This window comes from Shinella zoogloeoides (assembly GCF_020883495.1).
In the GTDB taxonomy this organism is placed as follows: Bacteria; Pseudomonadota; Alphaproteobacteria; order Rhizobiales; family Rhizobiaceae; genus Shinella; species Shinella zoogloeoides.
This window is the reverse complement of record NZ_CP086610.1, coordinates 1,752,948-1,778,944: the sequence shown is the minus strand read 5'-3', so window position 1 is coordinate 1,778,944 and position 25,997 is coordinate 1,752,948. Positions and strand designations below refer to the sequence as shown.

Annotated in this window: 22 protein-coding genes; 14 read left to right on the top strand and 8 right to left on the bottom strand. The window is 65.0% G+C overall.

Going from position 1 to position 25,997, the window contains the following annotated elements; genetic code table 11:
• Positions 1 to 50: 50 nt before the first annotated feature.
• Positions 51 to 575 carry a SixA phosphatase family protein gene (locus tag K8M09_RS09005; RefSeq protein WP_160784406.1) on the bottom strand — a complete coding sequence of 175 codons (525 nt, stop codon included), beginning with the start codon at positions 573 to 575 and terminating at the stop codon, positions 51 to 53.
• Positions 576 to 981: 406 nt separating this feature from the next.
• On the opposite strand from K8M09_RS09005, the gene dksA reads away from it, so the two are divergent.
• Positions 982 to 1,401: an RNA polymerase-binding protein DksA gene (gene dksA, locus K8M09_RS09000; protein WP_160784405.1), complete on the top strand. Its 420-nt coding sequence runs from the start codon at positions 982 to 984 to the stop codon at positions 1,399 to 1,401.
• Between the two features lie 224 nt (positions 1,402 to 1,625).
• Here dksA and K8M09_RS08995 read toward each other — a convergent pair whose 3' ends face one another.
• Entirely contained in the window at positions 1,626 to 2,573 is a 948-nt protein-coding gene (locus K8M09_RS08995) for a flagellar biosynthetic protein FliO (protein WP_160784404.1), read from the bottom strand.
• Between the two features lie 296 nt (positions 2,574 to 2,869).
• Between K8M09_RS08995 and cckA the strand changes: the two genes are divergently transcribed.
• Complete coding sequence (gene cckA / locus K8M09_RS08990; protein ID WP_160784403.1) at positions 2,870 to 5,479, top strand: cell cycle histidine kinase CckA; 2,610 nt, start codon at positions 2,870 to 2,872, stop codon at positions 5,477 to 5,479.
• 5 nt (positions 5,480 to 5,484) lie between these two features.
• Here the strand turns inward: cckA and K8M09_RS08985 are convergent, their stop codons facing one another.
• The 3 genes from K8M09_RS08985 to K8M09_RS08975 form a co-directional block, all read right to left on the bottom strand.
• Positions 5,485 to 5,844 (bottom strand): VOC family protein, encoded by a 360-nt coding sequence (locus K8M09_RS08985; RefSeq protein ID WP_160784402.1) that lies wholly within the window; start codon positions 5,842 to 5,844, stop codon positions 5,485 to 5,487.
• A gap of 143 nt (positions 5,845 to 5,987) precedes the next feature.
• A complete protein-coding gene (locus tag K8M09_RS08980) occupies positions 5,988 to 6,914 on the bottom strand; it encodes a pseudouridine-5'-phosphate glycosidase (RefSeq protein WP_160784401.1) in 927 nt (308 codons plus the stop codon).
• Between the two features lie 58 nt (positions 6,915 to 6,972).
• Positions 6,973 to 7,920, bottom strand: a complete 948-nt coding sequence (locus tag K8M09_RS08975; RefSeq protein WP_160784589.1) for a carbohydrate kinase family protein — start codon at positions 7,918 to 7,920, stop codon at positions 6,973 to 6,975.
• A gap of 235 nt (positions 7,921 to 8,155) precedes the next feature.
• Here K8M09_RS08975 and recA point away from each other — a divergent pair, with 235 nt between their 5' ends.
• From recA to K8M09_RS08960, 3 genes are all read left to right on the top strand, one after another.
• A complete protein-coding gene (gene recA, locus K8M09_RS08970) occupies positions 8,156 to 9,241 on the top strand; it encodes a recombinase RecA (RefSeq protein ID WP_160784400.1) in 1,086 nt (361 codons plus the stop codon).
• A 331-nt stretch (positions 9,242 to 9,572) separates the two neighbouring features.
• A complete protein-coding gene (gene alaS / locus K8M09_RS08965) occupies positions 9,573 to 12,233 on the top strand; it encodes an alanine--tRNA ligase (protein WP_160784399.1) in 2,661 nt (886 codons plus the stop codon).
• 141 nt (positions 12,234 to 12,374) lie between these two features.
• A complete protein-coding gene (locus K8M09_RS08960; protein WP_229342335.1) occupies positions 12,375 to 13,565 on the top strand; it encodes a GGDEF domain-containing protein in 1,191 nt (396 codons plus the stop codon).
• Here the strand turns inward: K8M09_RS08960 and K8M09_RS08955 are convergent.
• The gene (locus K8M09_RS08955) at positions 13,562 to 15,241 is read right to left on the bottom strand and encodes a SulP family inorganic anion transporter (RefSeq protein WP_160784397.1); all 1,680 of its coding nucleotides are present in this window, start codon (positions 15,239 to 15,241) and stop codon (positions 13,562 to 13,564) included. The genes K8M09_RS08960 and K8M09_RS08955 overlap by 4 nt on opposite strands.
• Before the next feature lie 180 nt (positions 15,242 to 15,421).
• On the opposite strand from K8M09_RS08955, the gene K8M09_RS08950 reads away from it, so the two are divergent.
• Entirely contained in the window at positions 15,422 to 16,291 is an 870-nt protein-coding gene (locus K8M09_RS08950) for an AraC family transcriptional regulator (RefSeq protein ID WP_160784396.1), read from the top strand.
• A gap of 67 nt (positions 16,292 to 16,358) precedes the next feature.
• Here the strand turns inward: K8M09_RS08950 and K8M09_RS08945 are convergent, their stop codons facing one another.
• Entirely contained in the window at positions 16,359 to 16,994 is a 636-nt protein-coding gene (locus K8M09_RS08945; protein ID WP_160784395.1) for a glutathione S-transferase family protein, read from the bottom strand.
• Positions 16,995 to 17,105: 111 nt separating this feature from the next.
• Positions 17,106 to 18,320 (bottom strand): NADP-dependent isocitrate dehydrogenase, encoded by a 1,215-nt coding sequence (locus tag K8M09_RS08940; protein ID WP_160784394.1) that lies wholly within the window; start codon positions 18,318 to 18,320, stop codon positions 17,106 to 17,108.
• A 213-nt stretch (positions 18,321 to 18,533) separates the two neighbouring features.
• Here K8M09_RS08940 and K8M09_RS08935 point away from each other — a divergent pair, with 213 nt between their 5' ends.
• The 8 genes from K8M09_RS08935 (at position 18,534) to K8M09_RS08900 (ending at position 25,973) form a co-directional block, all read left to right on the top strand.
• Positions 18,534 to 19,112, top strand: coding sequence for a hypothetical protein (locus tag K8M09_RS08935; protein ID WP_160784393.1), 579 nt, complete (start codon positions 18,534 to 18,536; stop codon positions 19,110 to 19,112).
• Between the two features lie 69 nt (positions 19,113 to 19,181).
• Complete coding sequence (locus tag K8M09_RS08930) at positions 19,182 to 20,015, top strand: RNA methyltransferase (protein ID WP_160784392.1); 834 nt, start codon at positions 19,182 to 19,184, stop codon at positions 20,013 to 20,015.
• Between the two features lie 16 nt (positions 20,016 to 20,031).
• Complete coding sequence (gene murI / locus K8M09_RS08925) at positions 20,032 to 20,793, top strand: glutamate racemase (protein ID WP_170299387.1); 762 nt, start codon at positions 20,032 to 20,034, stop codon at positions 20,791 to 20,793.
• 119 nt (positions 20,794 to 20,912) lie between these two features.
• Positions 20,913 to 22,424, top strand: coding sequence for an ATP-binding protein (locus K8M09_RS08920; RefSeq protein ID WP_160784390.1), 1,512 nt, complete (start codon positions 20,913 to 20,915; stop codon positions 22,422 to 22,424).
• A 222-nt stretch (positions 22,425 to 22,646) separates the two neighbouring features.
• Positions 22,647 to 23,264 carry a 30S ribosomal protein S4 gene (gene rpsD, locus K8M09_RS08915; RefSeq protein ID WP_119258341.1) on the top strand — a complete coding sequence of 206 codons (618 nt, stop codon included), beginning with the start codon at positions 22,647 to 22,649 and terminating at the stop codon, positions 23,262 to 23,264.
• A gap of 73 nt (positions 23,265 to 23,337) precedes the next feature.
• A complete protein-coding gene (locus K8M09_RS08910; RefSeq protein WP_160784389.1) occupies positions 23,338 to 24,267 on the top strand; it encodes a glutaminase in 930 nt (309 codons plus the stop codon).
• A 31-nt stretch (positions 24,268 to 24,298) separates the two neighbouring features.
• Complete coding sequence (gene ttcA, locus K8M09_RS08905) at positions 24,299 to 25,165, top strand: tRNA 2-thiocytidine(32) synthetase TtcA (RefSeq protein WP_160784388.1); 867 nt, start codon at positions 24,299 to 24,301, stop codon at positions 25,163 to 25,165.
• Complete coding sequence (locus K8M09_RS08900) at positions 25,155 to 25,973, top strand: inositol monophosphatase family protein (protein ID WP_160784387.1); 819 nt, start codon at positions 25,155 to 25,157, stop codon at positions 25,971 to 25,973. The genes ttcA and K8M09_RS08900 overlap by 11 nt, the downstream gene beginning before the upstream one ends.
• Positions 25,974 to 25,997 lie beyond the last annotated feature (24 nt).

The following is a 25,997-nucleotide window of genomic DNA, read 5'->3' as shown; positions in this document are numbered from 1 at the left end:
CGGCGATATAGGAAACGAAATCCGGCGGAAAAAGAGGCGTCGTCTCTTGTTCAGCGTACCGGGCGCGGCGTCATGAAGCCGTGAAGGCAGGCGCCGGTATGGTCTTCCTGCGTCGGGCGCCGGTCGAAATCGAGGATGGCGAGGCCCGCCGTGGGGTAGCCGAGGGGCGCGGCCGTCTCGGCGATTTCCTTGCCGGCGAGACGGTGGAAGAATTCCTCGATCATCGGATTGTGCCCGACGATCATCACGGATGTTTCCGGCCGCTCGGCGAAGGCGAGTTCCGCATAGGTCTCGACCGTGCCGGAATAGAGCTGGTCGACATAGTCGATGGCAAGCTCCTCGCTGACCGCGCGGTGGAACGGTTCGGCGGTCTGGCGGCAGCGCATGGCGGTGGAGGCGATGATGAGGCCCGGCCTGTAGCCCTGGTCGGCGGCTTCCTCCGCGATCACCTCGGCCTCGGCGAAGCCGCCGTCATCGAGCGTGCGGTCGAAATCCGACTGGCCGGGCTGCGCCCATCCGGCATGGGCGTGGCGAAGCAGATAGAGCCGGAAGGCCGGCGTGCCGAAAGATGCCAAGTCTGTCCTCCATCCGCCTGCGGCGGGTCGTTCGCGCCCGTCCAGACTTCATGTCTTTCCTTTCGGCAAAGATCAACCGCTTTTGCGAAAGGCGGCATCGACGCCAGCCTCGCGAAAGAAAAACGCGCCACCATGACCTTATAGATGCGAGTCCATGCCTATATTAGGGGCAGGCGTCGAAAACGGGGCATTCGCCATGCACCGTTTCGGCAGGACCGGGAGGCCTGCGCCGGGCCGTTTGCGCGGAACGTGCCGGCATCCCGTTGTAATCTTGATGAAATATTAGTCTGGCATAGCCTAAAATAAAGGCACGCGCGAAAAACCGTGGGTAAGTCCCGGCAGGCTTGAATCGCGTTACCCGTGGGGATATACAGCGCGCCTTGAGATGTTCTTCAGGAGAATCGCGTTGAGTGAGAAGATCGATCTTAGCAATTTCGTCCTCGACGAGGGCGAAGAATTCATGAACGTAAACCAGCGGGCTTACTTTCGAGCGAAGCTGAACGCCTGGAAAAACGATATCCTGCGCGAAGCGCGCGAAACCCTCGATCATCTGGCGGAAGAAAGCGCCAACCACCCGGACCTCGCGGACCGGGCCTCCTCGGAAACCGACCGTGCCATCGAACTTCGCGCTCGCGACCGCCAGCGCAAGTTGATCTCCAAGATCGATGCGGCGCTCCAGCGCCTCGACGAAGGCACCTACGGCTATTGCGAGGAAACCGGCGAACCGATCGGCCTCAAGCGTCTCGACGCCCGCCCGATCGCCACGCTGTCGATCGAGGCGCAAGAGCGTCATGAGCGTCGGGAAAAGGTGTATCGCGACGAGTGAACGTTTCCTGCGGGTCTGAGGAGGCCCGCAAGATGCGGCAACGAGGATCGAACATCGGACATGTCCGGTGCCAGGGAGCTTTCGGGCTGCAGGGCATGGATATGAACTAAAAGACAGGCCGCTGGAAACGGGTAGTTTCCAGCGGCCTTTTTATTGGTTGTCTCTCGGTCGCGTGCCGATGGCCTCTGGCACCGGCAAACAGAGGCGCTGCAGGCGCCTGCTTCTCAGCCTTTGCGGCTCGCCGCGATCTCGCCGAGCAGGCGGGCCATTTCCGCCTCGGTCTCCTCGCGGCTCTTGGCCACCTGCTGGCCGTGCCCGGCCATCGCGGCGGTCTGCGTGGGGTTGGCGGTCGGCTGGACGGCGGTGCGCACCGCGCCTGCCGCCGCGGCGTTGCTTGCCATTTCGGCCTCGAGAATCTTTTCGAATTCGCTGACCAGCGCCGGATTGTCGGCGGCCGAGGCCGTGGGGCGTATCTCGGCGACGCCGGCCACGGGCCGCTGGACGACCTGTCCGGCGGTTGCCTGCGCGGTTGCGGTTACGGCGGGCTGCTGGGCCAGAACGCGCTGGCGGTTCTGCTCCAGAAGGTCCTCCACGCGTCGCTCCGTCGTCGGCTGCGCCTGTACCTGCTGTACGGTGGCGACCGGCTGGGAGACCGCCGGGCGGGCCGACACGGCGCGGGCGGCCGCTTCGTCATCGCCCGAATAGAGCACCTTGCCCATGGCCGACACACCTTCCGGCGCGGCAGCGGGACGGCGTTCCGCCGCAACCGCAGCGGGGCGCGCGGCGACGGGCGTTTCGGCAATTTTGGCGGCCGTCTCGTGGATGACGGGTGCGGGCTCGGCGCGCTCGACTTTCTGCACCGGCTTTTCGGCCGGTTCGGCGGAAGCCGTGACGATGCGCGATTCGATGACGATATCGGTCGGCCCGCCGATCATGACGAGGTGTTCCACATCGTCGCGGCGCACCAGAACGAGGCGGCGGCGCGTGTCGATGGCGGCGGCGTCCAGCACGGCAAGGCGCGGGGTGCGGTTGCGTCCGCCGCGAATGAAGGGCGAGGAGGGCCGGCCGCGAACGATCCACAGCACCAGCGCGAGGCAGAGAAGGCCGAGCAGCACCACCGCCGCGGCAACGACGAATTTCGGGCCGTTCTCTCCGAGAATCTCTGGGAACATGGCGCGGTCACTCCTTGTCGGCTGGTTGCCGTTCGTCACATTGGCGACATTTGACGGCTTTTTGCGGGCTGGTACAAGCGCTTGGCGCATCTTGTCCAGCGCCGAATGCCGTCCCTTGAGCCTGCCGGCTGTCGCGGTGTGCTGAAATTGCGGCGCTCCGGCCGGCAATATTCCCTGTGAATTCGCGGCTTTGCTTCCCTTCCGCGGCTTTTTGCGCTTCCCTCGGACGGATAAACATGATTCTGGCATCGGGTCCGGCCAAAGCGCAAGACCGGACTGTTGCAGACGAGGGATTGATGGCGACGATGAAGCGGCCGGGCGAAGACAATGTGCCGATCGTGGACCGCGATGCGCGGCCGGCGGTGGCGCTGCGCGTCGTGTTGCTCGCCCTTGTGCTGGCGGCTTCCGCAGGCGCGTTCATCGTCTTCAAGAATCAGCTCGACAACGAACTGGTGCTGGGCGTCCTCGGCGTGCTCGCCATGGCGGGCATCTTCTTCGTCGTTTCCGCGTTGATCGGCTTCATCGAGATCATGCCGCAGGCGTCCGGCTCCGACGAGCTTGCCCGCTCCTTCCTCGATTCGCACCCCGACGGCACGGTCGTCACCGACCGCAAGGGCCGCATCGTCTATGCGAATGCCGCCTATGGCGCGCTGACCGGCGCGCAGGGCGACACGGAGGTACAGACGCTCGAAACGCTGCTGTCGCGCAACCGCGACGCCACTGAGGCCGTTTATCGCCTGACCAACGGCCTGCACGAAGGCAAGGAAGGCGCGGAGGAGTTCCGCGTCCAGAAGGCCCTCAACCCCGCCGAGGCCAGCAGTTCCGGCGCGCACTGGTATCGGCTGAAGGCGCGCGTCCTTCCGCGCCGCGAGAAGGACAGGCAGCCCCTCTATATCTGGCAGCTCTCCGACATCACCTCCGAGCGCGACGACCAGGAGCGGTTCTTCAAGGAATTGCAGAACGCCATCGATTATCTCGACCATGCGCCGGCCGGCTTCTTCTCCGCCGGCCGCAAGGGCGAAATCGTCTATCTCAACGCCACGCTCGCCGAATGGCTCGGCATCGACCTCACCAAGTTCCATCCCGGCTCGCTGTCGATTGCCGATGTGGTGGCGGGCGAGGGGCTGGCGCTCATCCAGTCCGTTCAGGCCGAACCGGGCCTCAAGCGCACGGAAACGCTCGACCTCGACCTGCGCAAGACCAACGGCCAGAGCCTGCCGGTGCGCATCGTGCACCGCGTCTCCTCCATGCGCGACGGCGCGCCGGGCGAAAGCCGTACCATCGTGCTGGCGCGCGAAGAGGGCGGCGAGACCGACCAGTCCGCCTCCATCGCCTCGATGCGCTTCACGCGCTTCTTCAACAACACGCCGATGGCCATTGCCTCGGTGGATGGCGACGGGCGCATCCTGCGCACCAATGCGCCGTTCCTCAAGCTCTTCTCCGGCGTCGTCTCGCGTGACGATATCGACCGGGGCGCCAAGCTCGAATCTATCGTGCACGAGACGGATCGCCTGCGCCTGCAATCGGCGCTCGACGCCGCCAAGGACCGGCAGGGCGACATTCCGCCGCTCGATTCGCTGCATCCCGGCGACGACGGACGCCATTTCCGCTTCTATGTGAACGCCGTCATCGACCAGAGCGACGAAGCGCCGGAAGAGGCCGCCATCGTCTATGCCGTCGAGATCACCGAGCAGAAGGCGCTCGAGACGCAGATGGCGCAGACGCAGAAGATGAACGCTGTCGGCACGCTCGCCGGCGGCATCGCGCACGACTTCAACAACGTGCTGACGGCGATCCTGCTGTCCTCGGACCACCTGTTGCTCTCCGCGCGCCCGTCCGATGCCAGCTTCGCCGATCTCATGGAGATTAAGCGCAACGCCAACCGCGCGGCCGTGCTGGTGCGCCAGCTTCTCGCCTTCTCGCGCAAGCAGACGATGCGCCCGACCGTGCTGAACCTCACCGACGTCATCGGCGACCTGCGCATGCTGGTCGACCGCATGACCGGCACCAACGTCAAGATCGCCGTCGAATACGGCCGCGATCTCTGGCCGGTGAAGACGGACCTCGGCCAGTTCGAGCAGGTGCTGATCAACCTTGCCGTCAACGCCCGCGACGCCATGCCGGACGGCGGCACGATCACCTTCCGCACGCGCAATGTGGAGGCCGAGGAGGCCGCCGCGCGCAACCTGCGCGACCTGCCGCCGGGCGACTATGTGGAAGTCGAGGTCGCCGACCAGGGCACCGGCATTCCGCCCGAAATTATCGACAAGATCTTCGAGCCCTTCTTTACCACCAAGGAAGTCGGCAAGGGCACCGGCCTCGGCCTCTCCATGGTCTACGGCATCGTCAAGCAGACCGGCGGCTACATCTATCTCGATTCCGAAGTCGGCAAGGGCACGACTTTCCGCATCCTCATGCCGCGTCATGTGGAGGAGGAGGTTCCGGCGGAAGCCGGCGCGGCAGTCCCGCAGGCCGGCGAGCAGCAGCCGGCCACCGTCGCGCAGGTGGCGGAGAAGGAGCCGCGCGACCTCACCGGCGGCTCGGCCGTCGTTCTCCTCGTCGAGGATGAGGAGGCGGTGCGCCGCGGCGGCAAGCGCATGCTGGAAACGCGCGGCTACACGGTCCACGAGGCCGGCTCCGGCGTCGAGGCGCTCGACATCATGGAAGAGCTGAATGGCGCGGTCGACATCGTCGTCTCCGACGTCGTGATGCCTGAAATGGATGGTCCGTCGCTTCTGAGGGAGTTGCGCAAGTCCTATCCGGACATGAAGTTCATCTTCGTCTCCGGCTATGCCGAAGACGCCTTCGCCCGCAACCTTCCCGCCGACGCCAAGTTCGGTTTCCTGCCGAAGCCTTTCTCGCTCAAGCAACTTGCCGAGGCTGTTCGGGAAATGCTGGACGCGTGACGGCCTCAGCCGCCGGCCATGCCGCGGCTCGATACCGAAACGGAGTTGCCGTCAGGGTCCTTCGCATTGGAGAAGGAGTAGAACCCGGTCTGGTGGATTGGCCCGAAGGGAAAGCCCAAGGCTGCGCTCTTCGCGCAGAACGATGCGACGTCCTCGACGGAAAAGACGAGTTTTACAGCCGATTGCCCCATACGCTGTCCCTTGGCGGCGGGGTGCAGCATGAGATTGGCTCCGCCTTGGGGATCGACCAGTTCAACGATCCGGTCACCTTCCGCCTGCATGGCGGTGAAGCCGAAAAGCGTCGTGTAATAGCGCTCCGTCTTCTCGACATCGCGCACATAGAGCAGGATTCGCGTCAAGGGCATGTCTTGCTCCCGGGGCGGCTACCATAGAGCATTATCCGACGCCGAAGCGAATCCGCTTCGGCTGGAAATGCTCTAACGGCTTGCGCTTGAACTGCGTCAGGACAAGGGAAAGGCGGCCGGTCGAGACCGGCCGCCCTTTTCATTCAATCGATCATCGCCACGGCGATTTCCGCCGCGAGCCGCGCATTGTTTTCCACCAGCGCGATATTTGTCTTCAGGCTGCGGCCGTCCGTCAGGTGGAAGAGGTTGTCGAGCAGGTAGGGCGTCACGGCCTTGCCGGTGATCTCGTCGCGCGCGGCATTGTCGATGGCACGGGCGATGTAGATTTCCATCTCGTCGCGCGGGATTTCGTCGGCCTTCGGCACGGGATTGGCAATGAGCATGCCGCCGTCGATGCCGAGCTGGTCGCGCACCTTCTGGAAGTTGGCGATGGCGGCCGGGCTGTTCAGCGTCAGCGGGCTGGCAAGGCCGGAATCGCGCGACCAGAAGGCCGGGAAGACCGGGCTATCATAGGTGACGACCGGCACGCCGCGGGTTTCCAAGACTTCCAGCGTCTTCGGAATGTCGAGGATCGCCTTGGCGCCCGCGCAGATGACGATGACGCCGGTGCGCGCCAGCTCCTCGAGGTCGGCGGAGATGTCGAAGCTTTCTTCCGCGCCGCGATGCACGCCGCCGATGCCGCCGGTGGCGAAGACCTTGATGCCGGCGCGGGCCGCGCCGATCATGGTGGCGGCAACCGTGGTGGCCCCGGTGCGGCGCTCGGCGATGGCGAAGGCGATGTCGGCGCGCGAGACCTTCATCGCGCCTTCGGTCTTGGAGAGCGCTTCGAGTTCGGCATCTTCCAGGCCGATATGCAGCACGCCGTCGATGACGGCGATGGTGGCCGGCACGGCGCCCTGTTCACGGATGATGCGCTCGACGCTGCGGGCCATGTCGAGATTGCCCGGATAGGGCATGCCATGCGTGATGATGGTCGATTCGAGGGCGACGATGGGCGCGCCGCGCTCCTTGGCGGCGGCCACTTCGGCCGAAGTGCGCATGGGCAGGAGGGGGGAGGCTGATCTGGTCATGCTGTTTCCTTGGAGAGTCCTGGGAGGAGTCTTGCTCAGGATTTTGAGCAAAAAAGTCTCATGACAGAATTTCAGCCTCCGGCACAAGAGAAAGTGCATCCGCGAGCGCGGCCTGCGACATTTCTTCGGCCACGGCCAGCGGCGAGCGCACGGTGATCGCCGCCGCCGCAACGCCATGGCGCAGCGCCTCGCCGATGGCGCTGCCGCCCGTCCACGCACTGAGGAAGCCGGAGGCGAGCGAATCGCCCGCGCCGGTGACGTCGCCGAGCGCCGGAATATCCGGTGGGACAACCAGCGCCGCGTCCCTTTCGTCGAAGGCGATCACGCCCCGGCCGCCGCGCGTCACGACGCCCGCGCCAAGGCCGATGGCGCGCAGCGCCTTCGGCCAGTCGGCGGGATTGTCCGGCGCTTCTCCCGTCAGCGTGCGCGCTTCCGCCTCGTTCATGAACAGGAAGGCGAGGGCGGAAAGGCTCTCCCGGAACCGCACGACCTTGGCCGGCGAAATCGCGATGCCGGCAATCGGTACGCCCGCCGTCCGGGCCGCGCCGGTCATGGCGGCAAGCGTCTCGGCCGGCAGGTTGGCGTCGGTGAGGATGAGGCCGGCGGCCTGCATCGCCTCACGCATCGCCCGCTGCTGCAGGCGGCGCGGGGAGAACAGCCGGTAAAGCTCCATGTCGGCAAGCGCGATGACGAGATTGCCGTCCCGCTCGATGATCGCCGTGTAGCTCGGCGTTGCCCGGTCGAGGAAGGTGAACGGCGTGTCCTCGACGCCCGCCGCCTCGGCGGCGGCTGCGACGATATCGCCGTCCGCATCCCCGCCGCGCGGCGAAACGAGCCGTACCCGATGGCCGAGCCGGGCGAGGTTGCGCGCCGCATTGAAGGCGCCGCCGCCCGCTTCCACGAACCAGGCGCCCGGGTTGCTCGCCCCCGGCGCGGTCTCGCCGGCGATCCGTCCGCGCCTGTCCACATGGGCGCCGCCCATCACCAGTATCGTCTTGCCCGTCATCATCTTCTTTCGCGCTCCGCCTGCCGATTCGGCCCTCACGGCCTTGCCCGCAGGCGGGCTTTCTCCTGTTTCTGTCCGGCGTTTATCCACCTGAAACGAAAATAGAACACTCCCTCGATTCACAAGATCATTCAAATGGATGAATGCGCCTTGCAAAATGAGAACAAAATGTGTACATAGCTTTCAACGGCGGCTTCGTTGCCTGTCTTGCTTCAATAACCTAAAGGTGGACCAAATGGCACAGAACACTTTGCGGCTCGTAGAGGATAAAGCAGTGGATAAAAGCAAGGCACTCGAGGCAGCTCTCTCTCAGATCGAGCGCTCGTTCGGCAAGGGCTCCATCATGAAGCTCGGCGGAAAGGACAGCGTCATCGAGGTCGAGACGGTCTCGACGGGCTCGCTCAGCCTCGACGTCGCGCTCGGCATCGGCGGCCTGCCCAAGGGCCGCATCATCGAGATTTACGGCCCGGAAAGCTCGGGCAAGACCACGCTGGCGCTGCAAACCATCGCGGAAGCCCAGAAGAAGGGCGGCATCTGCGCCTTCGTCGACGCCGAACACGCGCTCGACCCGGTCTATGCCCGCAAGCTTGGCGTCGACCTGGAAAACCTGCTGATCTCGCAGCCCGACACCGGCGAGCAGGCGCTTGAAATCACCGATACGCTGGTACGCTCCGGCGCCATCGACGTTCTGGTCGTCGACTCGGTCGCGGCGCTCACGCCGCGCGCGGAAATCGAGGGCGAGATGGGCGAAAGCCTGCCGGGCCTCCAGGCCCGCCTGATGAGCCAGGCGCTGCGCAAGCTGACGGCCTCGATCTCCAAGTCCAACACGATGGTCATCTTCATCAACCAGATCCGCATGAAGATCGGCGTCGTCTACGGCTCGCCGGAAGTGACGACAGGCGGCAACGCGCTGAAGTTCTACGCCTCCGTCCGCCTCGATATCCGCCGTATCGGCGCGGTCAAGGAGCGTGACGAGGTCATCGGCAACCAGACCCGCGTCAAGGTCGTCAAGAACAAGATGGCTCCGCCCTTCAAGCAGGTCGAGTTCGACATCATGTATGGCGAGGGCGTCTCCAAGACGGGCGAACTCATCGACCTCGGCGTCAAGGCCGGTATCGTCGAAAAGTCCGGCGCCTGGTTCTCCTATAACAGCCAGCGTCTCGGCCAGGGCCGCGAGAACGCCAAGACGTTCCTGCGCGACAACCCGGATCTCGCCCGCGAGATCGAGACGGCGCTGCGCCAGAATGCCGGCCTGATCGCCGACCGCTTCCTCGAAAACGGCGGCCCGGACCCGAACGACGGTGACGACGGTGAACCCTGATCGCCCCCGACGCCTTTGCGCTTGCCGCAGGGGCGAAAGGATGAAATCCGAAAACCGGCCTCTTCTTCGCGAAAGGCCGGTTTTTTGGTGTCTGGACAGGTGCCGAGGCGGGCGATAAAAGCCTTGAGTTCTCGCGCGCGCCCAAGGTTTTCGCCCTTTTCGCAAGACAGGCGGCGGGCGCGTGCAAATTCGACGGAATTCGCGGGTGGATGGCGTGATGGCCTCCGGGCGGGCACTCCGGCCGGCGGGGCGGCTTCGCCTCTGCCGAAGGTGACATTGGTGGATGATGCGCGGCCTCCTTTGCAGGCTGCGCCAGGATGAAGGACGCGATATGAGCGGCGTGAATGAGATCCGGTCGACTTTCCTCGACTATTTCCGCAAAGAGGGCCACGAGGTCGTGTCCTCCAGCCCGCTCGTGCCGCGCAACGACCCGACGCTGATGTTCACCAATGCCGGCATGGTGCAGTTCAAGAACGTCTTCACCGGCCTCGAGACGCGTCCCTATTCCACCGCGACCACGGCCCAGAAGGTCGTGCGCGCCGGCGGCAAGCATAACGACCTCGACAATGTCGGCTACACGGCGCGGCATCTGACCTTCTTCGAAATGCTCGGCAACTTCTCCTTCGGCGACTATTTCAAGGAGCGCGCGATCGAGCTTGCCTGGACGCTGGTGACGAAGGGCTTCGACCTGCCGAAGAACCGCCTGCTCGTCACCGTTTATGCGGAAGACGAAGAGGCGGCGCTGCTGTGGAAGAAGATCGCCGGCTTTTCCGACGACCGGATCATCCGCATCCCGACCTCCGACAACTTCTGGCAGATGGGCGATACCGGCCCCTGTGGTCCCTGTTCGGAAATCTTCATCGACCAGGGCGAACATGTCTGGGGCGGCCCTCCGGGTTCGCCGGAAGAAGATGGCGACCGGTTCCTCGAATTCTGGAACCTCGTCTTCATGCAGTTCGAGCAGACCGCGCCCGGCGAGCGCAGCGCCCTGCCGCGCCCGTCCATCGATACGGGCATGGGCCTCGAGCGCATGGCCTGCATCCTCCAGGGCGTGCAGAGCGTCTTCGAGACCGACCTTTTCCGCACCCTGATCGCCGCCGTCCAGGAGACGGTCGGCAAGAAGGCCGACGGCGAGGCGATGGCGAGCTGCCGCGTGATCGCGGATCATCTGCGCTCCTCCGCCTTCCTGATCGCCGACGGCGTTCTGCCGTCCAACGAAGGCCGCGGTTATGTTCTGCGCCGCATCATGCGCCGCGCCATGCGCCACATGCAGCTTCTCGGCGCGCGCGAGCCGCTGATGTGGTCGCTGCTGCCCGCGCTCGTCGGCGAGATGGGCCGCGCCTATCCCGAGCTCGTGCGGGCCGAAGCGCTGATTTCCGAAACGCTGAAGCTTGAGGAAACCCGTTTCCGCAAGACGCTGGAGCGCGGCCTCTCGCTGCTTTCGGATGCGACCGGAACGCTCAAGAAGGGCGACATGCTGGATGGCGAGACGGCCTTCAAGCTGTACGACACCTATGGTTTCCCGCTCGACTTGACGCAGGACGCGCTGCGCGCCCGTGAAATCAACGTCGATCTTTCCGGCTTCAACGATGCGATGCAGCGCCAGAAGGCGGAAGCACGCGCCAACTGGTCCGGCTCCGGCGACAAGGCGACGGAAGCCGTGTGGTTCGAGTTGAAGGAAAAGCACGGCGCCACCGAGTTCCTGGGATATGACACGGAAGCGGCCGAGGGCGTGGTGCAGGCCATCGTGCGCGACGGCAAGGCGGTCGAGACCGCCGCGGCCGGCGAACAGGTGCAGCTCGTCATCAGCCAGACGCCGTTCTATGGCGAATCCGGCGGCCAGATGGGCGATACCGGCACGATCGCCGCCGACAACGCCAAGATTGCCGTCTCGGACACGCAGAAGAAGGGCGAAGGCCTCTTCGTGCATGTCGCGACCGTGACCGAAGGCACACTGAAGGTCGGCGACGCCGTGGCGCTGACGGTCGATCACGCCCGCCGCTCGCGCCTTCGCGCCAACCATTCGGCGACCCATCTGCTGCATGAGGCGCTGCGCGAAGTGCTCGGCACCCATGTCGCCCAGAAGGGTTCGCTCGTCGCGCCGGAACGCCTGCGCTTCGACGTTTCGCATCCCAAGCCCATGACGGCCGAGGAATTGCGCGTCGTCGAGGACATGGCGAACGAGATCATCGTGCAGAATTCGCCGGTCACCACCCGCCTGATGACGGTGGACGATGCCATTGCCGAGGGCGCCATGGCGCTGTTCGGCGAGAAATACGGCGATGAAGTGCGCGTCGTCTCCATGGGCACCGGCGTTCGCGGCGCCAAGGCGAGCCGGCCCTATTCGGTCGAGCTGTGCGGCGGCACGCATGTCTCCGCGACGGGTGAGATCGGCCTGGTGCGCATTCTTTCCGACAGCGCCGTCGGTTCCGGCGTCCGCCGTCTCGAAGCGTTGACGGGCGAGGCGGCCCGTGCCTATCTCGCCGAGCAGGACGAGCGCGTGAAGACGCTCGCCACCACGCTGAAGGCCCAGCCAAGCGAGGTTCTGGCCCGCGTCGAGGCGCTGGTGGACGAGCGCCGCAAGCTGGAGCGCGAACTGACCGAAGCCAAGAAGAAGCTGGCGCTATCGGGCGGCTCGGCCGGCGGCGATGACGGCGTGCGCGAAGTCGCCGGCGTCAAGTATCTCGGCAAGGCCGTCACCGGCGTCGAGCCGAAGGACCTGAAGAGCCTTGCTGACGAGGGCAAGAAGAGCCTCGGTTCCGGCGTCGTCACCTTTGTCGGCGTCTCGGCGGATGGCAAGGCGAGCGCGGTGGTTGCCGTCACGGACGACCTCACCGGCCGGTTCAGCGCCGTCGATCTCGTGCGCCGCGCCTCCGAGGCGCTCGGCGGCAAGGGCGGCGGCGGGCGTCCCGACATGGCGCAGGCCGGCGGCCCGGATGGCGGCAAGGCGACCGATGCGATCGAGGCGGTCGCCGCGGCCATCGCCGGCTGACGTTTCTTTTGAAAAATCAAGGTTGTGACGGCGGGCTTCGGTCCGCCGTTCGCGTTTGCGAAGTCTTCAAGATTTGCCTTTAGGCTCTGCACGCTTGGAGTGCATGCCTTGATTCAAAATCTCGTCAGTATATCGACCTTGATGATCTGTACCTTCCTGTCGACCATGGTCGTCGGGATATTCATGCTGCAGGTCTGGCTGACGGACCGGCGGCATACGGCGGCCGGCTACTGGTGCCTTTCCATGTGGGTCGGCTCCCTCTGCACCCTTCTCTATGCGCTGCGCCCCATGGGATTGCCGATGCTGACCGTCGGCTTCAGCAACATGCTCGCCGCCCTCGGCTATGCCCTGATGTGGGCGGGGTTCCGGGTCTTCGACCGGCGGCCGGCCTATCTTTCGGTCGTGCTGGCCGGGCCTGTCCTCTGGTGCCTTGCCTATCTGCTGGTGCCGCAGGTCACGGACGATGTGAACAACCGCATCATCGTCAGCTCGGTGATCATCACCGCCTATTCCCTCTGGATGGGGATCGATATCCTGCGCGGGCGCAGCCGCGAGCCGCTGCCGACGCGCACCATGTCCGCCGTCTTCTTCCTCAGCCACGCCATCATCTATTCCCTGCGCATTCCCATGGCGCTGCTGTTTCCGGCGTCGTTCGCCTATGGCACGGCCTATTCCGCGTGGTTCGCTGTCTTCTCGCTGGAGCTTTTCGCCCACACGATCCTCGCCGCCGTCGCCATGCTGGTGCTCATCAAGGAGCGCGGCGAGGCACTGTACCGGCAGGCCTCGCGCACCGATGCGCTGACCGGCATCGCCAATCGCGGATCGTTCCTCGAGGATATGCAGGCCCGCCTCTCCCGCAGGGCGCAGGGCACGCTGATGGTCTTCGACCTCGACCGCTTCAAGACGATCAACGACAGCCATGGCCATGTCGCCGGCGACATGGTGCTGAAGCGCTTTTCCGAGCAGGTTTCCGTCCTGCTGGAGGAGGGCATGCTGTTCAGCCGCTTCGGCGGCGAGGAATTCGCGCTCTTCGCACCGCGCCACGAGATCGACAGGGCGCAGGAGTTTGCGGAAATGCTGCGCGCTGCGGTCGCGGCCATGTCGGTGGCCTGTGAGGGGCGGCAGATCGGCGTTTCGGTCAGCATCGGCCTTGCGGATGTCGCCACCTTCGGGGCGAATTTCGACCGCCTGCATTCGGCCGCCGACAACGCGCTCTATGCGGCCAAGGAAGCCGGCCGCAACCGGGTGATGCGGGCAACGCCGGGCGGTGTGCTTGCCGGGCTTGCCGAACGCATGCGCCCGCCGGCAACGGGCATATCTATAGCCAGCTAACGATCTGGCCGTGCTGCCGCAATTTCCGCCATGGCGGCCTCGACGCCGGGGCTGAAGGTCAGCCGCGGCGCATGCAGGTCATGGGCTTCCAGCAGCTTGCGCAGTTCGGGTTTCAGCCCCGCGATGAAGACGCGCACGCCTGCGCGTTCCGCCTTGCGCACCAGCCCCTCGATGACGCTCGCGGCCGTGGAATCGAGCAGCGGCACATCGGTGCAGTCGAGCACGAAGTTGCGCCGCTGGTCGGCGATGCGGTCGAGTATCGAGCCGACGCTGGCCGCCGCGCCGAAGAAGAACACGCCGCTGATGCGGTAGATCACCGTATCGGGATCGTCCGCCACCACCGGCCGTTCCGGCGCGCTCCCGTCCTCGCCGGCTTCCTCGATGGCGCGCACGAGGCGGGGCACGCTTTCCTCGCGAATGTTCACGGCCTTGCCCATGCGGTCGATGAAGAGCACGGCCCCGAGCAGGAAGCCGACGACGATGCCTTCCGTCAGATCGCGGAAGACGACGAGCAGGAAGGTGACGGCAAGCACGGCGGCATCGCCCCGCGAGGCGCGCAAGAGGGCGGCGATGGCCGGGCGCTCCACCATGTTGAAGGCGACGACCGCGAGCACGCCGGCAAGGGCCGCGAGCGGGATATAGCTGGCGAGCGGCGCGGCGACGAGCATGAAGAGAAGCAGGAAGGCGGCATGCAGCATGCCGGAGACCGGGCTGGTGGCGCCCGAGCGGACATTCGTCGCGGTGCGGGCGATGGTGCCGGTCACGCAGATGCCGCCGAAGAGCGCCGAGCCGACATTGGCAAAACCCTGCGCGATCAGCTCCATGCTGGAGCGATGTCGCCGGCCGGTCATACCGTCCGCCACGACCGCCGACAACAACGATTCGATGGCCCCGAGCAGGGCGAAGGCCACCGCGTCGGGCAGCACGGCGATGACGAGATCCGGCGAGAAGGACGGTAGCGCCGGCACCGGCAGGCTGCGCGGAATGCCGCCGAAGCGCGTGCCGATCGTCTCGGCCGGCAGCGAGAGGAGCGCGGTGGCGACGGAGGCGACCGTGACGGCGATCAGGAGGTGCGGCCATGAGGGGCGCAGGCGTCGCAGGAGCAGGATGACCGCGACGGTGAGCGCCGCGACGCCGAAGGCGGCGGGATTGAAGGTGGGCCTTGCCGCCCAGAGCGCGGTAAGCTTTTCAAGGATCGGCCCCGGCTCGCGGCCGTCGAGTTTTAGGCCGAAGAGTTCGCCGATCTGGCTGGCGAAGATGATCACTGCGATGCCGGCGGTGAAGCCGACCGTGACCGGATAGGGGATGAACTTGATATATTTACCGAGCCTTAGATAGCCGGCTATCGCCAGCATGATGCCCGAAAGGAACGTGGCGAGCAGCAGGCCTTCGACGCCGTGGCGGGCGGCGGTCGCCGAGACCAGCACGATGAAGGCTCCGGCCGGCCCGCCCACCTGGAAGCGGCTGCCGCCGAGCGCGGAAACGAGGAAACCGCCGACGATGGCGGTATAGAGGCCCCGATCCGGCGTGACGCCCGAGGCTATTGCGATGGCCATGGACAGCGGCAGCGCGACGATGGCCACCGTCAGCCCCGAAAGCGCATCGGCCCGCAGGCGCGCCGGCCCGTAGCCCTCCGCGAAGACGCTGGCGAGCTTCGGCATCAATGTATCCGTCATGGGAGCCTCGGAGGGCCGGTGGGTTGGGAAAGGGCCGGCGAGGGGATTTCACGCCGAGTCGCCCGCTTTTGCAATGACGGAGCGCAAAGCCTTGCGAAAAATGCAGGGCAAAGCAGAAGCGCAGGATTTGTGAAATCGCGCCGTGCTTGGTTGAATGCGTTCCGACGGGAGAGAAACGGCATGAGCGAGAACGAGATCTGGGCAGCTTACGAGAAACGCCTGCTGCGCGTTTCGGCCTATATCTACGAGCATCTGGACGAGGACATGGACCTTGACCGGCTGTCGGAGATCGCCTGCCTTTCCGCCCATCACTGGCACCGGGTCTATCGCGCCGTACACAACGAGACGCTGGCGACGACCGTTCGCCGCCTGCGCCTGCATCGTGCGGCCGGCGATCTGGTGCGCAGCGAAAGCTCCGTGCGGGACATCGCCGCGCGCTGGGGCTATCCCAACCTGCAATCCTTCACGCGCGTTTTCGCGGCTGCCTATGGCATGCCGCCGGCGCGTTACCGGAGGGAGGGATCCCATCGCGCCTACGCCCCTGAAAACGACAAGGAGACCTCCCGCATGTTCGACGTCGCCGTCACCACCCTTCCCGAGCAGAGGCTGCTCTGCATTCCCCATTCCGGTTCCTATATGGGCATCGGCAAGGCCTTCGAGGCGCTTTACGGTGCGCTCTTCTCGCGTAACATCTTCCAGCCGGACATGCGGATGATCGGCCTTTTCCTCGACGATCCCGAACTCGTCGCAGAGGAAAAGCTGCGCTCCTTCGCCTGCGTGACGGCCGGGGCGGACATTCCGGCGGAGGCACCGCTGGTATCCCGCACGCTGGCCGGCGGCGATTATGCGGTGCTGCGCCACAAGGGGCCTTATGCGAATATGGGCGCGGCCTATCGCTGGCTCTACGGCACATGGCTGCCGGCGTCCGGCCGCTCGATCCGCGACGAGGTGATGTTCGAGGCCTATCTCAACAATCCGCGCGACGTGCCGCCGAACGAGCTTTTGACGGAGATTTGCCTGCCGCTTCAATCGGTGGCGGCGGCTGCGTGATCCGACAGGGCGGGTGAAAGCCCGCCCTGATATTCATCTCTGCTCGCGGAGGCAGCCGATACGCCGCTCAGCCCTTTGCTGCGGCAAGCTGGCGATGCATTTCCTCATCGTCGAGCGCCTTGGCCTTGAGATAGGCGGGGCGGTCCTTCAGGCGGTCCCAATAGGCCGTGAATTCCGGCCGGGCTTCCAGCGTGCCGAACTGAAGGCCCCAACTGATATGCGAGCCGACATAGACGTCGGTGGCCGTGAAGCGGTCGCCCGTGATGTAGGGATGGCGCGTGACGGCGTAGGAGAGGGTGTCCATCACCGATTCGTAGCTGCCGCTGCCGATACTGCGCTCGCGCTCCTTGGGCACTTCCAGCCCGAAAGCCTTGACGGAAACGGCCATTTCCAGCGGTCCGGCCGCGAAGAAGAGCCAGCGGTAATAGTCCCCGCGCTGGTTCGTCGGCGGCGCAAGGCCGGCCTCGGGGAAGGCGTCCGCCATGTAGGCGCAGATCGCGGCGGCTTCGGTGATGACCGTCCTGTCGTGGCGGATGGCGGGCACCTTGCCCATCGGGTTAACCGCCAGATAGTCGGGCGACTTGATCGAGCCCTCGAAGGTCAGCCATTCGACGCGGTAGGGCGCGCCGACCTCCTCCAGCATCCAGCGGGCGATGCGGCGGCGCGACATGGGGTTGCTGTAGAATACCAGTTCGTCGGCCATGGCTTTCTCCTGTGCGGGGGCGAGCGGGAGGATAGGGCGCGATGCCGTCGCCGCAAGGGCGCAAAAGAAAAAGCCCGGCGCTTGGCCGGGCTTTTCCAGAATGTTTTCGGCTCAGGCCGCCATGGCCTTGCTGAGGTTCTCGTCGATCTTGTCGAGGAAGCCCGTCGTGGAGAGCCACGGCTGGTCGGGACCGATGAGGAGCGCGAGGTCCTTGGTCATGAAGCCGGATTCGACGGTTTCGACGCAGACGCGTTCCAGCGTCTCGGAGAACTTCGCCAGTTCCGCATTGCCGTCCAGCTTGGCGCGGTGGGCGAGGCCACGGGTCCAGGCGAAGATCGAGGCGATGGAGTTGGTCGAGGTTTCCTCGCCCTTCTGGTGCTGGCGGTAGTGGCGCGTGACCGTGCCGTGCGCGGCTTCCGCTTCGACCGTCTTGCCATCCGGCGTCATGAGGACCGAGGTCATCAGGCCGAGCGAACCGAAGCCCTGGGCCACGATGTCGGACTGCACGTCGCCGTCATAGTTCTTGCAGGCCCAGACATAGCCGCCGGACCACTTGAGCGCCGAGGCGACCATGTCGTCGATCAGGCGGTGTTCGTACCAGAGCTTGGCTTCCTTGAACTTGTCGGCGAATTCGGCGTCGAAGACCTGCTGGAAGATATCCTTGAAGCGGCCGTCATAGACCTTGAGGATGGTGTTCTTGGTGGAGAGATACACCGGCACCTTGCGTTGCAGGCCGTAGTTGAACGAGGCGCGGGCGAATTCGGTGATCGAATCGTCGAGGTTGTACATGCCCATGGCGACACCGGCGGACGGCGCGTCGAAGACGTCGTATTCGATTTCCTTGCCGTCCTCGCCGACGAACTTCATCGTCAGCTTGCCCTTGCCGGGGAACTTGAAGTCGGTGGCGCGGTACTGGTCGCCGAAGGCGTGGCGGCCGACGATGATCGGCTTGGTCCAGCCCGGAACAAGGCGCGGGACGTTCTTGCAGATGATCGGCTCGCGGAAGATGACGCCGCCGAGGATGTTGCGGATCGTGCCGTTCGGCGACTTCCACATCTTCTTCAGCTTGAATTCCTCGACGCGGGCCTCATCCGGCGTGATGGTGGCGCACTTGACGCCGACGCCGTGCTTCTTGATGGCGTTGGCGGCGTCGATCGTCACCTGGTCGTCGGTGGCGTCGCGATTCTCCATGCCGAGGTCGTAATATTCGAGGTCGATATCCAGGTAGGGGTGGATCAGCTTGTCCTTGATGAACTGCCAGATGATGCGCGTCATCTCGTCGCCGTCGAGTTCGACGACGGGGTTGGCGACCTTGATCTTTGCCATGGAGAGCCTCGTGTTTTGTAGGGGCCGTGCGCCCCGGAGCGTGGACTTGAAAGAACCGCTTGGCCCTATAGCACCCATGACCGGGAAGGCAAAGGCGACCAAGGGATGAGGCGGTTTATTTTCCTGCGCAGGCAGAATAAGTTTCGCCAAAATTCCGGTTCAGGAAGGGGCGCTTGCCGGCCCGTCCGGGCCTGCCGTCATCCAATGGAGAACATGATGTCGCGTTTCGGTCTCGTTGCGCTTGCCCTTCTGCTTCCGGTTTCCGTGGAGGCTGCCGATTTCAAGGCGCCTGTCGCGGAAATCATGACGGCGGCAACCGGCAACTGGCAGGACATGGGCACCGATAGCGACACGCCGCCGCCCTATGTCGATTATTTCTCCGAGGATTTCCTAAAGCGCCTCTACAGCAAGGATTTCATCGCCAAATACCGCGAGGCCGCGAAATATCCCGCCTATGACGACGGCGGCTCGCCCTTCGATTACGATCCGATCATCGGCGGGCAGGACGGCTGTGCGCTGAAGGACGTGGTGACGACCGAGGGCCAGCCGGCGAACGGCGCGGAGGACGTGACCGTCACCTTCGACAACAGCCATTGTTTTGGCGAGCGCGCCTCCGATTGGCAGCCGGAAAAGCTGGTCTTCAAGATGATCGAGGAGGACGGCCGGCCCGTCATCGACGATATCGACCGCACCAGCTTCGAGGAAGGCGCTTCGCTGAAGGCGGAGCTGGTGCAGATCGCCGAGGAGGGCGCCAAGGGCGGGGCCGGCGGTGCGGTCGAAAATCCGGACTGAGGCGCGCCCGCACTTTTCATTTCGGGCCGATTGTGCCAGTGAGGCCCCGTTTTCTAGGGATATATGGGCATGGCAGGCACGAACAGCGAACGCACGCTGATCGCCGAAGGACCGGCGATCATCCTCGTTCATCCGCAATTGGGCGAGAATATCGGCATGGTGGCGCGCGCCATGGCGAATTTCGGATTGGCGGAATTGCGCCTCGTCAACCCGCGCGACGGCTGGCCGAGCGAAAAGGCCATCTCCGCCGCCAGCAAGGCCGATCACGTCATCGAGGCGGCAAAGGTCTATCCCTCGCTGGAAGAGGCGGTCTCCGACCTCGAATTCGTCTATGCGACGACGGCGCGCGACCGCTACGGCTACAAGGAAGTCCGCTCGCCGGTGGTCGCCGCCGATGACCTGCGCACCCGTTTCCGGGTCGGGCAGAAGACCGGCATCCTCTTCGGCCGCGAGCGCACGGGCCTCACCAACGAGGAGATCGCGCTGGCCGACGAGCTGGTGACCTTCCCGGTCAATCCCGCCTTCGCCTCGCTGAACCTCGCGCAGGCCGTGCTCCTCATGAGCTACGAGTGGATGAAGAGCGGTCTTGCCTCCGTCGAGGACACGCCTTTCGACGCCCTGCCGCAGCGCCCCGCCAAGAAGGAGGAGCTGCAAGGCCTCTTCGACCATGTGGAAGAGACGCTGGATGCACGCGGCTATTTCCGTCCCGCCGAAAAAAAGCCCAAACTGGTGGAGAACCTACGCGCCATCCTGACGCGCCCCTCCTTCACCGGTACGGAGATTCAGGTGCTGCGCGGTATCGTTTCCTGCCTCGATCGCTTCACGCGGGAATCGCCGCGCGGTGCGACCAATCCCAACCGCACCCGCAACCGCCGGCCCAAGGTTCCCCGTGACGTCGAATAGCGCAAAACCGGTTCTCATGTTCGACAGCGGCATCGGTGGCCTCACCGTGCTGCGCGAGGCCCGCGTGCTGATGCCCGAGCGGCATTTCACCTATGTGGCCGACGATGCGGGCTTTCCCTATGGCGGCTGGGAAGAGCCGGCGCTGAAGGCGCATGTGGTCGAGCTTTTCGGCAAGCTCCTGAACGAGCACGACCCCGAAGTCTGCGTCATCGCCTGTAACACCGCGTTCACGCTCGTCGGCGCGGACCTGCGCGCGGCTTTCCCGCACATGCCTTTCGTCGGCACCGTCCCGGCCATCAAGCCGGCCGCCGAGCGCACCCGCTCCGGCCTCGTCTCGGTGCTGGCGACGCCCGGCACGGTCAAGCGCGCCTATACGCGCGACCTCATCCAATCCTTCGCCAGCCAGTGCGACGTGCGCCTCGTCGGCTCCGAAAACCTCGCCCGCATGGCGGAAGCCTATATCCGCGGCGAAAGCCTCTCCGACGAGGCCGTGCGCGCCGAAATCATCCCCTGTTTCGTCGACGAGATGGGCCGCAAGACCGATATCGTCGTGCTCGCCTGCACGCATTATCCCTTCATGGCGAACCTCTTCCGCAAGCTCGCCCCCTGGCCGGTCGACTGGCTCGACCCTGCCGAGGCCATCGCCCGCCAGACCCGCCGCCTCGTGCCGCCGCTGGAAACCATCGCTCCCGGCGAGGACATCGCTATCTTCACGTCCGGCAAACCGGATTTTGCGACGCGCCGGCTGATGCAGGGCTTTGGGCTGCGCGTCGTCTGACGCGGCATTCCTGTGGGTTTTTCAAAAGCCGGGGGCGACGGGCGTTCATTTCGTGTTAGGGCTTGCCGGTTGTCCGGTGGCGGCCGGGCGAATCGGATTTTTCAAGGACGAGGAACGGGATGAAGGTCGGCATCGACATGGGAACGGTGCAGGGCGGCGCACCGGCCAGGCTCGATATCGAGGAACTGCTGGCGACGCGCCTGCTCGTGCAGGGCAATTCGGGTTCGGGCAAGTCGCATCTTCTGCGCCGTCTGCTCGAACAGTCCGCGCAATGGGTGCAGCAGGTCATCATCGATCCCGAGGGCGACTTCGTCACGCTCTCCGACCGCTTCGGCCATGTGGTGGTCGATGGCGAGCGCACGGAGGCCGAACTCGTCGGCATCGCCACCCGTATTCGCCAGCACCGCGTTTCCTGCGTGCTTTCGCTCGAAGGCCTTGAGGCCGATGAGCAGATGCGTGCGGCCGGCATTTTCCTCAATGCGATGTTCGATGCGGATCGCGACTACTGGTATCCGGTCCTCGTGGTCGTCGACGAGGCGCAGCTTTTCGCCCCCGCTGTCAGCGGTGAGGTCTCGGAAGAAGCACGCAAGCTTTCGCTCGGTGCGATGACGAACCTGATGTGCCGTGGCCGGAAGCGCGGTCTTGCCGGCGTTATCGCCACGCAGCGCCTTGCCAAGCTCGCCAAGAACGTCGCGGCCGAAGCCTCCAACTTCCTGATGGGCCGCACCTTCCTCGATATCGACATGGCGCGCGCCGCCGACCTGCTCGGTCTCGACCGGCGGCAGGCGGAAATGTTCCGCGACCTGCCGCGTGGTTCCTTCGTCGCGCTCGGCCCGGCGCTGTCGCGCCGCCCGCTGCCGGTGACGATCGGCGCGGTCGAGACCTCCGCACGCTCCACCAGCCCCAAGCTGATGCCGTTGCCGGATGCGCCGCAGGATGTGGAAGACCTGATCTTCACGCCCGATCCGGAAGAATTCACGCGCCCCATCGTCCGCCGCGCGCCGCCCGCACCGCGCCCGACCACCGATATCCTTGCCGAACTCTCCCGCGCCCGGCCGGAGCCGGTACAGGCGGAGACGAAGGCGCCCGCGCCGGAGATTTCGGCGGAGGAGCGCGAAAGCCTGCTCGATCAGGCGCTTGCCGAAATCCTCGGCAATCCCGAGGCCGCCTTCCGGGCGGATGCCGAGCTGTTCCAGGATTTCCTCGTGCGCTGCCGCATCCGCCGCGTGCCGGGCGCGCCGCTTTCGCTGCCGGCCTTCCGGCGCAAGATGGCGGTTGCGCGGTCCGGCGTCGATGCAGAAACGGCGGAAACGGAGATCTGGGCGAAAGCGCTCGATCTTTCCCGCAGCGTCACCGAGGACCTGCAGGGCGTGTTCCTGCTCGTCGCGCAGGCGGCGGTGCGCGGGCTTGCCTGCCCTTCGGATGCGCGGATCGCGCGGGCCTACGGCACCCATTCGGCCCGCCGGGCGCGCCGCCTCCTCGGCTATTTCGAGGAGCAGGGGCTGGTCGTCGTGCACAGCGATCTTGCCGGCCATCGCATCGTCGCCTTCCCCGATCTTACCTGCGAGACCTTGCCGGGCGACGCCAATGGGCCGGACCTTGCGGATTCCCACCGGGATGCGGCGGAATAGGCCGCTTTTGCGGGCTTTCTTCGTTGACAATTTCCTGAAACCCGCCTAATGACCCCGCCAACGCCGGGCAGAAATGTCCGGTGTTTCATTTGACATGTCCCGTGGATTCTCCGGTCGCGATCGCGAGAAACCTGTCGGAACCTCGAAAAGGTTCAGAGGAGGGCGTGTTTCCTTCAGCCGACCCCGCAAGGGAACGGCATAACAAGACTTAGAGGAAATGCGATGAGCAAGCGCGCTGCATCCAAGTACAAAATCGACCGCCGTATGGGCGAAAACATCTGGGGCCGTCCGAAGTCCCCGGTCAACCGCCGCGAATACGGCCCGGGCCAGCATGGCCAGCGCCGCAAGTCCAAGCTTTCGGACTTCGGTGTTCAGCTCCGCGCCAAGCAGAAGCTGAAGGGCTACTATGGCGATATCCGCGAGAAGCAGTTCCGCGCGATCTTCGCTGAAGCCGAACGCCGCAAGGGCGACACCCCGGAGAACCTGATCGGCCTGCTCGAATCGCGCCTCGACGCGATCGTCTACCGCGCCAAGTTCGTTCCGACGGTCTTCGCTGCCCGCCAGTTCGTCAACCACGGCCACGTCAAGGTCAACGGCGTCCGCGTCAACATCGGTTCCTACCGTTGCAAGCCGGGCGACGTCATCGAAGTCAAGGAAAAGTCCAAGCAGCTCGTCACGGTTCTCGAATCCGTTGGCCTGGCTGAACGCGACGTTCCGGACTACATCGAAGCCGACCACAACAAGATGACCGCGACCTTCGTTCGCGTTCCGGTTCTCTCCGACGTGCCCTACGCCGTCGTCATGGAACCGCACCTGGTCGTCGAATTCTACTCGCGTTAATTCGCGAAGACGCCTTGCGCAAATCGGAAAAGCCGCCAAGAGATTGGCGGCTTTTTCTTTTGGGATATTTGCCATGACGGACTTGCAGGCCATCGTCGAGGAAATCCACGCGAGCCTGTCGCCACGGCGTGGCAAGGGCAAGGTGGCCGACTATATTCCGCAGCTCGCCCATGTGGACCCGCAGAAGTTCGGCATGGCCGTCGTCACGGTGGATGGCGAGACCCATCTGGCGGGCGATGCGGAAGAAGCCTTCTCCATCCAGAGCATCTCCAAGGTCTTCATGCTGACGCTGGGGCTCGGCAAACATGGCGAGGGTATCTGGAAGCGTGTCGGGCGCGAGCCTTCCGGCTCCGCCTTCAATTCCATCGTCCAGCTCGAATACGAGGCCGGCATTCCGCGCAATCCCTTCATTAATGCGGGGGCCATTGCCATCACCGATCTCGTGCTTGCCGGCCATACGCCGAAGGAGGCGATCGGCGAGGTGGTGCGCTTTCTGCGCTATCTGGCGGACGAAGAGGACATCACCATCGATCAGGCGGTGGCGCGCTCGGAGCAGGCGACGGGGTTCCGCAACGTCGCGCTTGCCAATTTCATGCGCTCCTACGGCAAGCTCGATCATGCGGCCGAACTGGTGCTCGGTGTCTATTTCCATCAATGCGCGCTGGCGATGAGCTGCCGGCAATTGGCGCGGGCAGGGCTGTTCCTTGCCAATAGCGGCACCAATCCGCTGACCGGCCACCGCGTCGTCTCGCATCTTCGGGCGCGGCGCATCAACGCCCTGATGCTGACCTGCGGCCATTATGACGGCTCGGGCGATTTCGCCTATCGGGTCGGCCTGCCGGGCAAGAGCGGCGTCGGCGGCGGCATCCTTGCCGTTGCGCCGGGGAAAGCCTCGGTCGCGGTCTGGTCGCCGGGTCTCAACGAGAACGGCAATTCGCTGCTCGGCTCGCTCGCGCTGGAAATGCTGGCGGCGCGCACTGGCTGGTCGGTCTTCGGGGCTTGATTGTGCCGGCCGTTCGGGGCATTGCAGGCGCATGACCCTGGCATTCACCGAAACCGACGACGATCTTTCCGACGACGGCCGCCATCCGCTTTTCGCGGACGCGCCCTCCAGCGTCTCGTTCAACAAGCTGCGCAAGCGCCTGCTTCGGCAAGTGCGGCAGGCGATGGACGATTTTTCCATGCTTAAGGGCCAGAAACGCTGGCTCATCGGCCTTTCCGGCGGCAAGGACAGCTACGGTCTGCTGGCCCTGCTGATGGACCTGCAATGGCGCGGCCTGCTGCCCGTCGAGCTGATCGCCTGCAATCTCGACCAGGGCCAGCCGAATTTTCCCAAGCACGTCCTGCCGGACTACCTGAAGTCCCTCGGCGTGAAGCATCGCATCGAATACCGCGATACCTATTCCATCGTGAAGGAGAAGGTGCCGACGGGGGCGACCTATTGCTCGCTCTGCTCGCGGCTCCGGCGCGGCAATCTCTATCGCATCGCCCGGGAGGAAGGGTGCGACGCGCTGGTGTTGGGGCATCACCGCGAGGATATTCTCGAAACCTTCTTCATGAATTTCTTCCACGGCGGGCGGCTGGCCGCCATGCCGCCGAAGCTTCTGAACGACGAAGGCGACCTTATGGTGCTGCGTCCGCTCGCCTATGCGGCGGAGGACGACCTTGCGAAATTCGCCGTCGCGATGAAGTTCCCGATCATTCCGTGCGATCTCTGTGGTTCGCAGGACGGTCTCCAGCGCAATGCGATGAAGGCGATGCTGGCGGATATCGAGACGCGCATGCCCGGCCGCAAGGACGCCATGTTGCGGGCGCTGGGCCACACCAATCCGTCCCATCTTCTCGATCCGAAGCTTTTCGATTTCTCCTCCCTCGAAACGGTAAGACGCAATGACGATTGATATCAATGCCCTGGCGCTCGTGCTTGCACAGGCGGCCGAGGCTGAAATCCGCCCCCGCTTCCGCGCCCTCGGCAAGGGCGACATCCGCACCAAGGCGGACGCGAACGATCTGGTGACAGCGGCCGACGAGGCGGCGGAACGCTTCATCAAGCGCGAGGTGACGGCGCAGTTCCCGGACGTGCTGTTCGTCGGCGAGGAATCGGTTGCGGCCGATCCGGCGCTGCTGGGCAAGCTTGCGGATGCGGAGCTTGCCATCGTCGTCGACCCGATCGACGGCACCTTCAATTTTGCGGCCGGTGTGCCGCTCTTCGGCGTCATGGCGGCCATCGTTTCCGGTGGCGAGACGGTCGGCGGCATCATTTACGATCCGATGGGCGACGATTTCGTGATGGCGGAAAAGGGCGGCGGCGCCTGGCAGACGGGCGATCATCGTCCCGCCCAGCGCCTCAAGACCCGGGGCGCTGCGCCGCTCGAGGCGATGACCGGCATGGCCTCCACCAGCTTCATCGACCGCGAGCGCCGCGCCCGCATCCTGTCGAACCTCGCCAAGGTCGCCTTCGTTTCCAACTATCGCTGCGCCGCGCATGAATACCGCACCTTTGCGGGCGGCAACCTGCATTACCTCATGTACAACAAGCTGATGCCCTGGGATCATCTCGCCGGCACGCTGATCGCGCAGGAAGCCGGTGCCTATGCCGCCCGTTTCGACGGCTCGGAGTACAAGCCGCATCATGTCGAGGGCGGCCTGCTGGTCGCGCCGGACAGGGAGAGCTGGGAGATGCTTCGCCGCGAAGTCTTCGTGGACTGAGCGGTTGGTCTTATGCAAAAGGCC

Bases quoted from the DNA above. Each gene is read 5' to 3' on its own strand.
- murI (WP_170299387.1), top strand. From the start codon at position 20,032: ATGTTCGACAGCGGCATCGGTGGCCTCACCGTGCTGCGCGAGGCCCGC.
- alaS (WP_160784399.1), top strand. From the start codon at position 9,573: ATGAGCGGCGTGAATGAGATCCGGTCGACTTTCCTCGACTATTTCCGC.
- K8M09_RS08960 (WP_229342335.1), top strand. From the start codon at position 12,375: ATGATCTGTACCTTCCTGTCGACCATGGTCGTCGGGATATTCATGCTG.
- K8M09_RS08930 (WP_160784392.1), top strand. From the start codon at position 19,182: ATGGCAGGCACGAACAGCGAACGCACGCTGATCGCCGAAGGACCGGCG.
- K8M09_RS08980 (WP_160784401.1), bottom strand. From the start codon at position 6,914: ATGACCAGATCAGCCTCCCCCCTCCTGCCCATGCGCACTTCGGCCGAA.
- K8M09_RS08975 (WP_160784589.1), bottom strand. From the start codon at position 7,920: ATGACGGGCAAGACGATACTGGTGATGGGCGGCGCCCATGTGGACAGG.
- K8M09_RS08900 (WP_160784387.1), top strand. From the start codon at position 25,155: ATGACGATTGATATCAATGCCCTGGCGCTCGTGCTTGCACAGGCGGCC.
- K8M09_RS08955 (WP_160784397.1), bottom strand. From the start codon at position 15,241: ATGACGGATACATTGATGCCGAAGCTCGCCAGCGTCTTCGCGGAGGGC.
- K8M09_RS08920 (WP_160784390.1), top strand. From the start codon at position 20,913: ATGAAGGTCGGCATCGACATGGGAACGGTGCAGGGCGGCGCACCGGCC.
- K8M09_RS08945 (WP_160784395.1), bottom strand. From the start codon at position 16,994: ATGGCCGACGAACTGGTATTCTACAGCAACCCCATGTCGCGCCGCCGC.
- K8M09_RS08985 (WP_160784402.1), bottom strand. From the start codon at position 5,844: ATGCCCTTGACGCGAATCCTGCTCTATGTGCGCGATGTCGAGAAGACG.
- K8M09_RS08940 (WP_160784394.1), bottom strand. From the start codon at position 18,320: ATGGCAAAGATCAAGGTCGCCAACCCCGTCGTCGAACTCGACGGCGAC.
- K8M09_RS08935 (WP_160784393.1), top strand. From the start codon at position 18,534: ATGATGTCGCGTTTCGGTCTCGTTGCGCTTGCCCTTCTGCTTCCGGTT.
- K8M09_RS08995 (WP_160784404.1), bottom strand. From the start codon at position 2,573: ATGTTCCCAGAGATTCTCGGAGAGAACGGCCCGAAATTCGTCGTTGCC.
- K8M09_RS08950 (WP_160784396.1), top strand. From the start codon at position 15,422: ATGAGCGAGAACGAGATCTGGGCAGCTTACGAGAAACGCCTGCTGCGC.
- cckA (WP_160784403.1), top strand. From the start codon at position 2,870: ATGGCGACGATGAAGCGGCCGGGCGAAGACAATGTGCCGATCGTGGAC.
- K8M09_RS08910 (WP_160784389.1), top strand. From the start codon at position 23,338: ATGACGGACTTGCAGGCCATCGTCGAGGAAATCCACGCGAGCCTGTCG.
- rpsD (WP_119258341.1), top strand. From the start codon at position 22,647: ATGAGCAAGCGCGCTGCATCCAAGTACAAAATCGACCGCCGTATGGGC.
- ttcA (WP_160784388.1), top strand. From the start codon at position 24,299: ATGACCCTGGCATTCACCGAAACCGACGACGATCTTTCCGACGACGGC.
- recA (WP_160784400.1), top strand. From the start codon at position 8,156: ATGGCACAGAACACTTTGCGGCTCGTAGAGGATAAAGCAGTGGATAAA.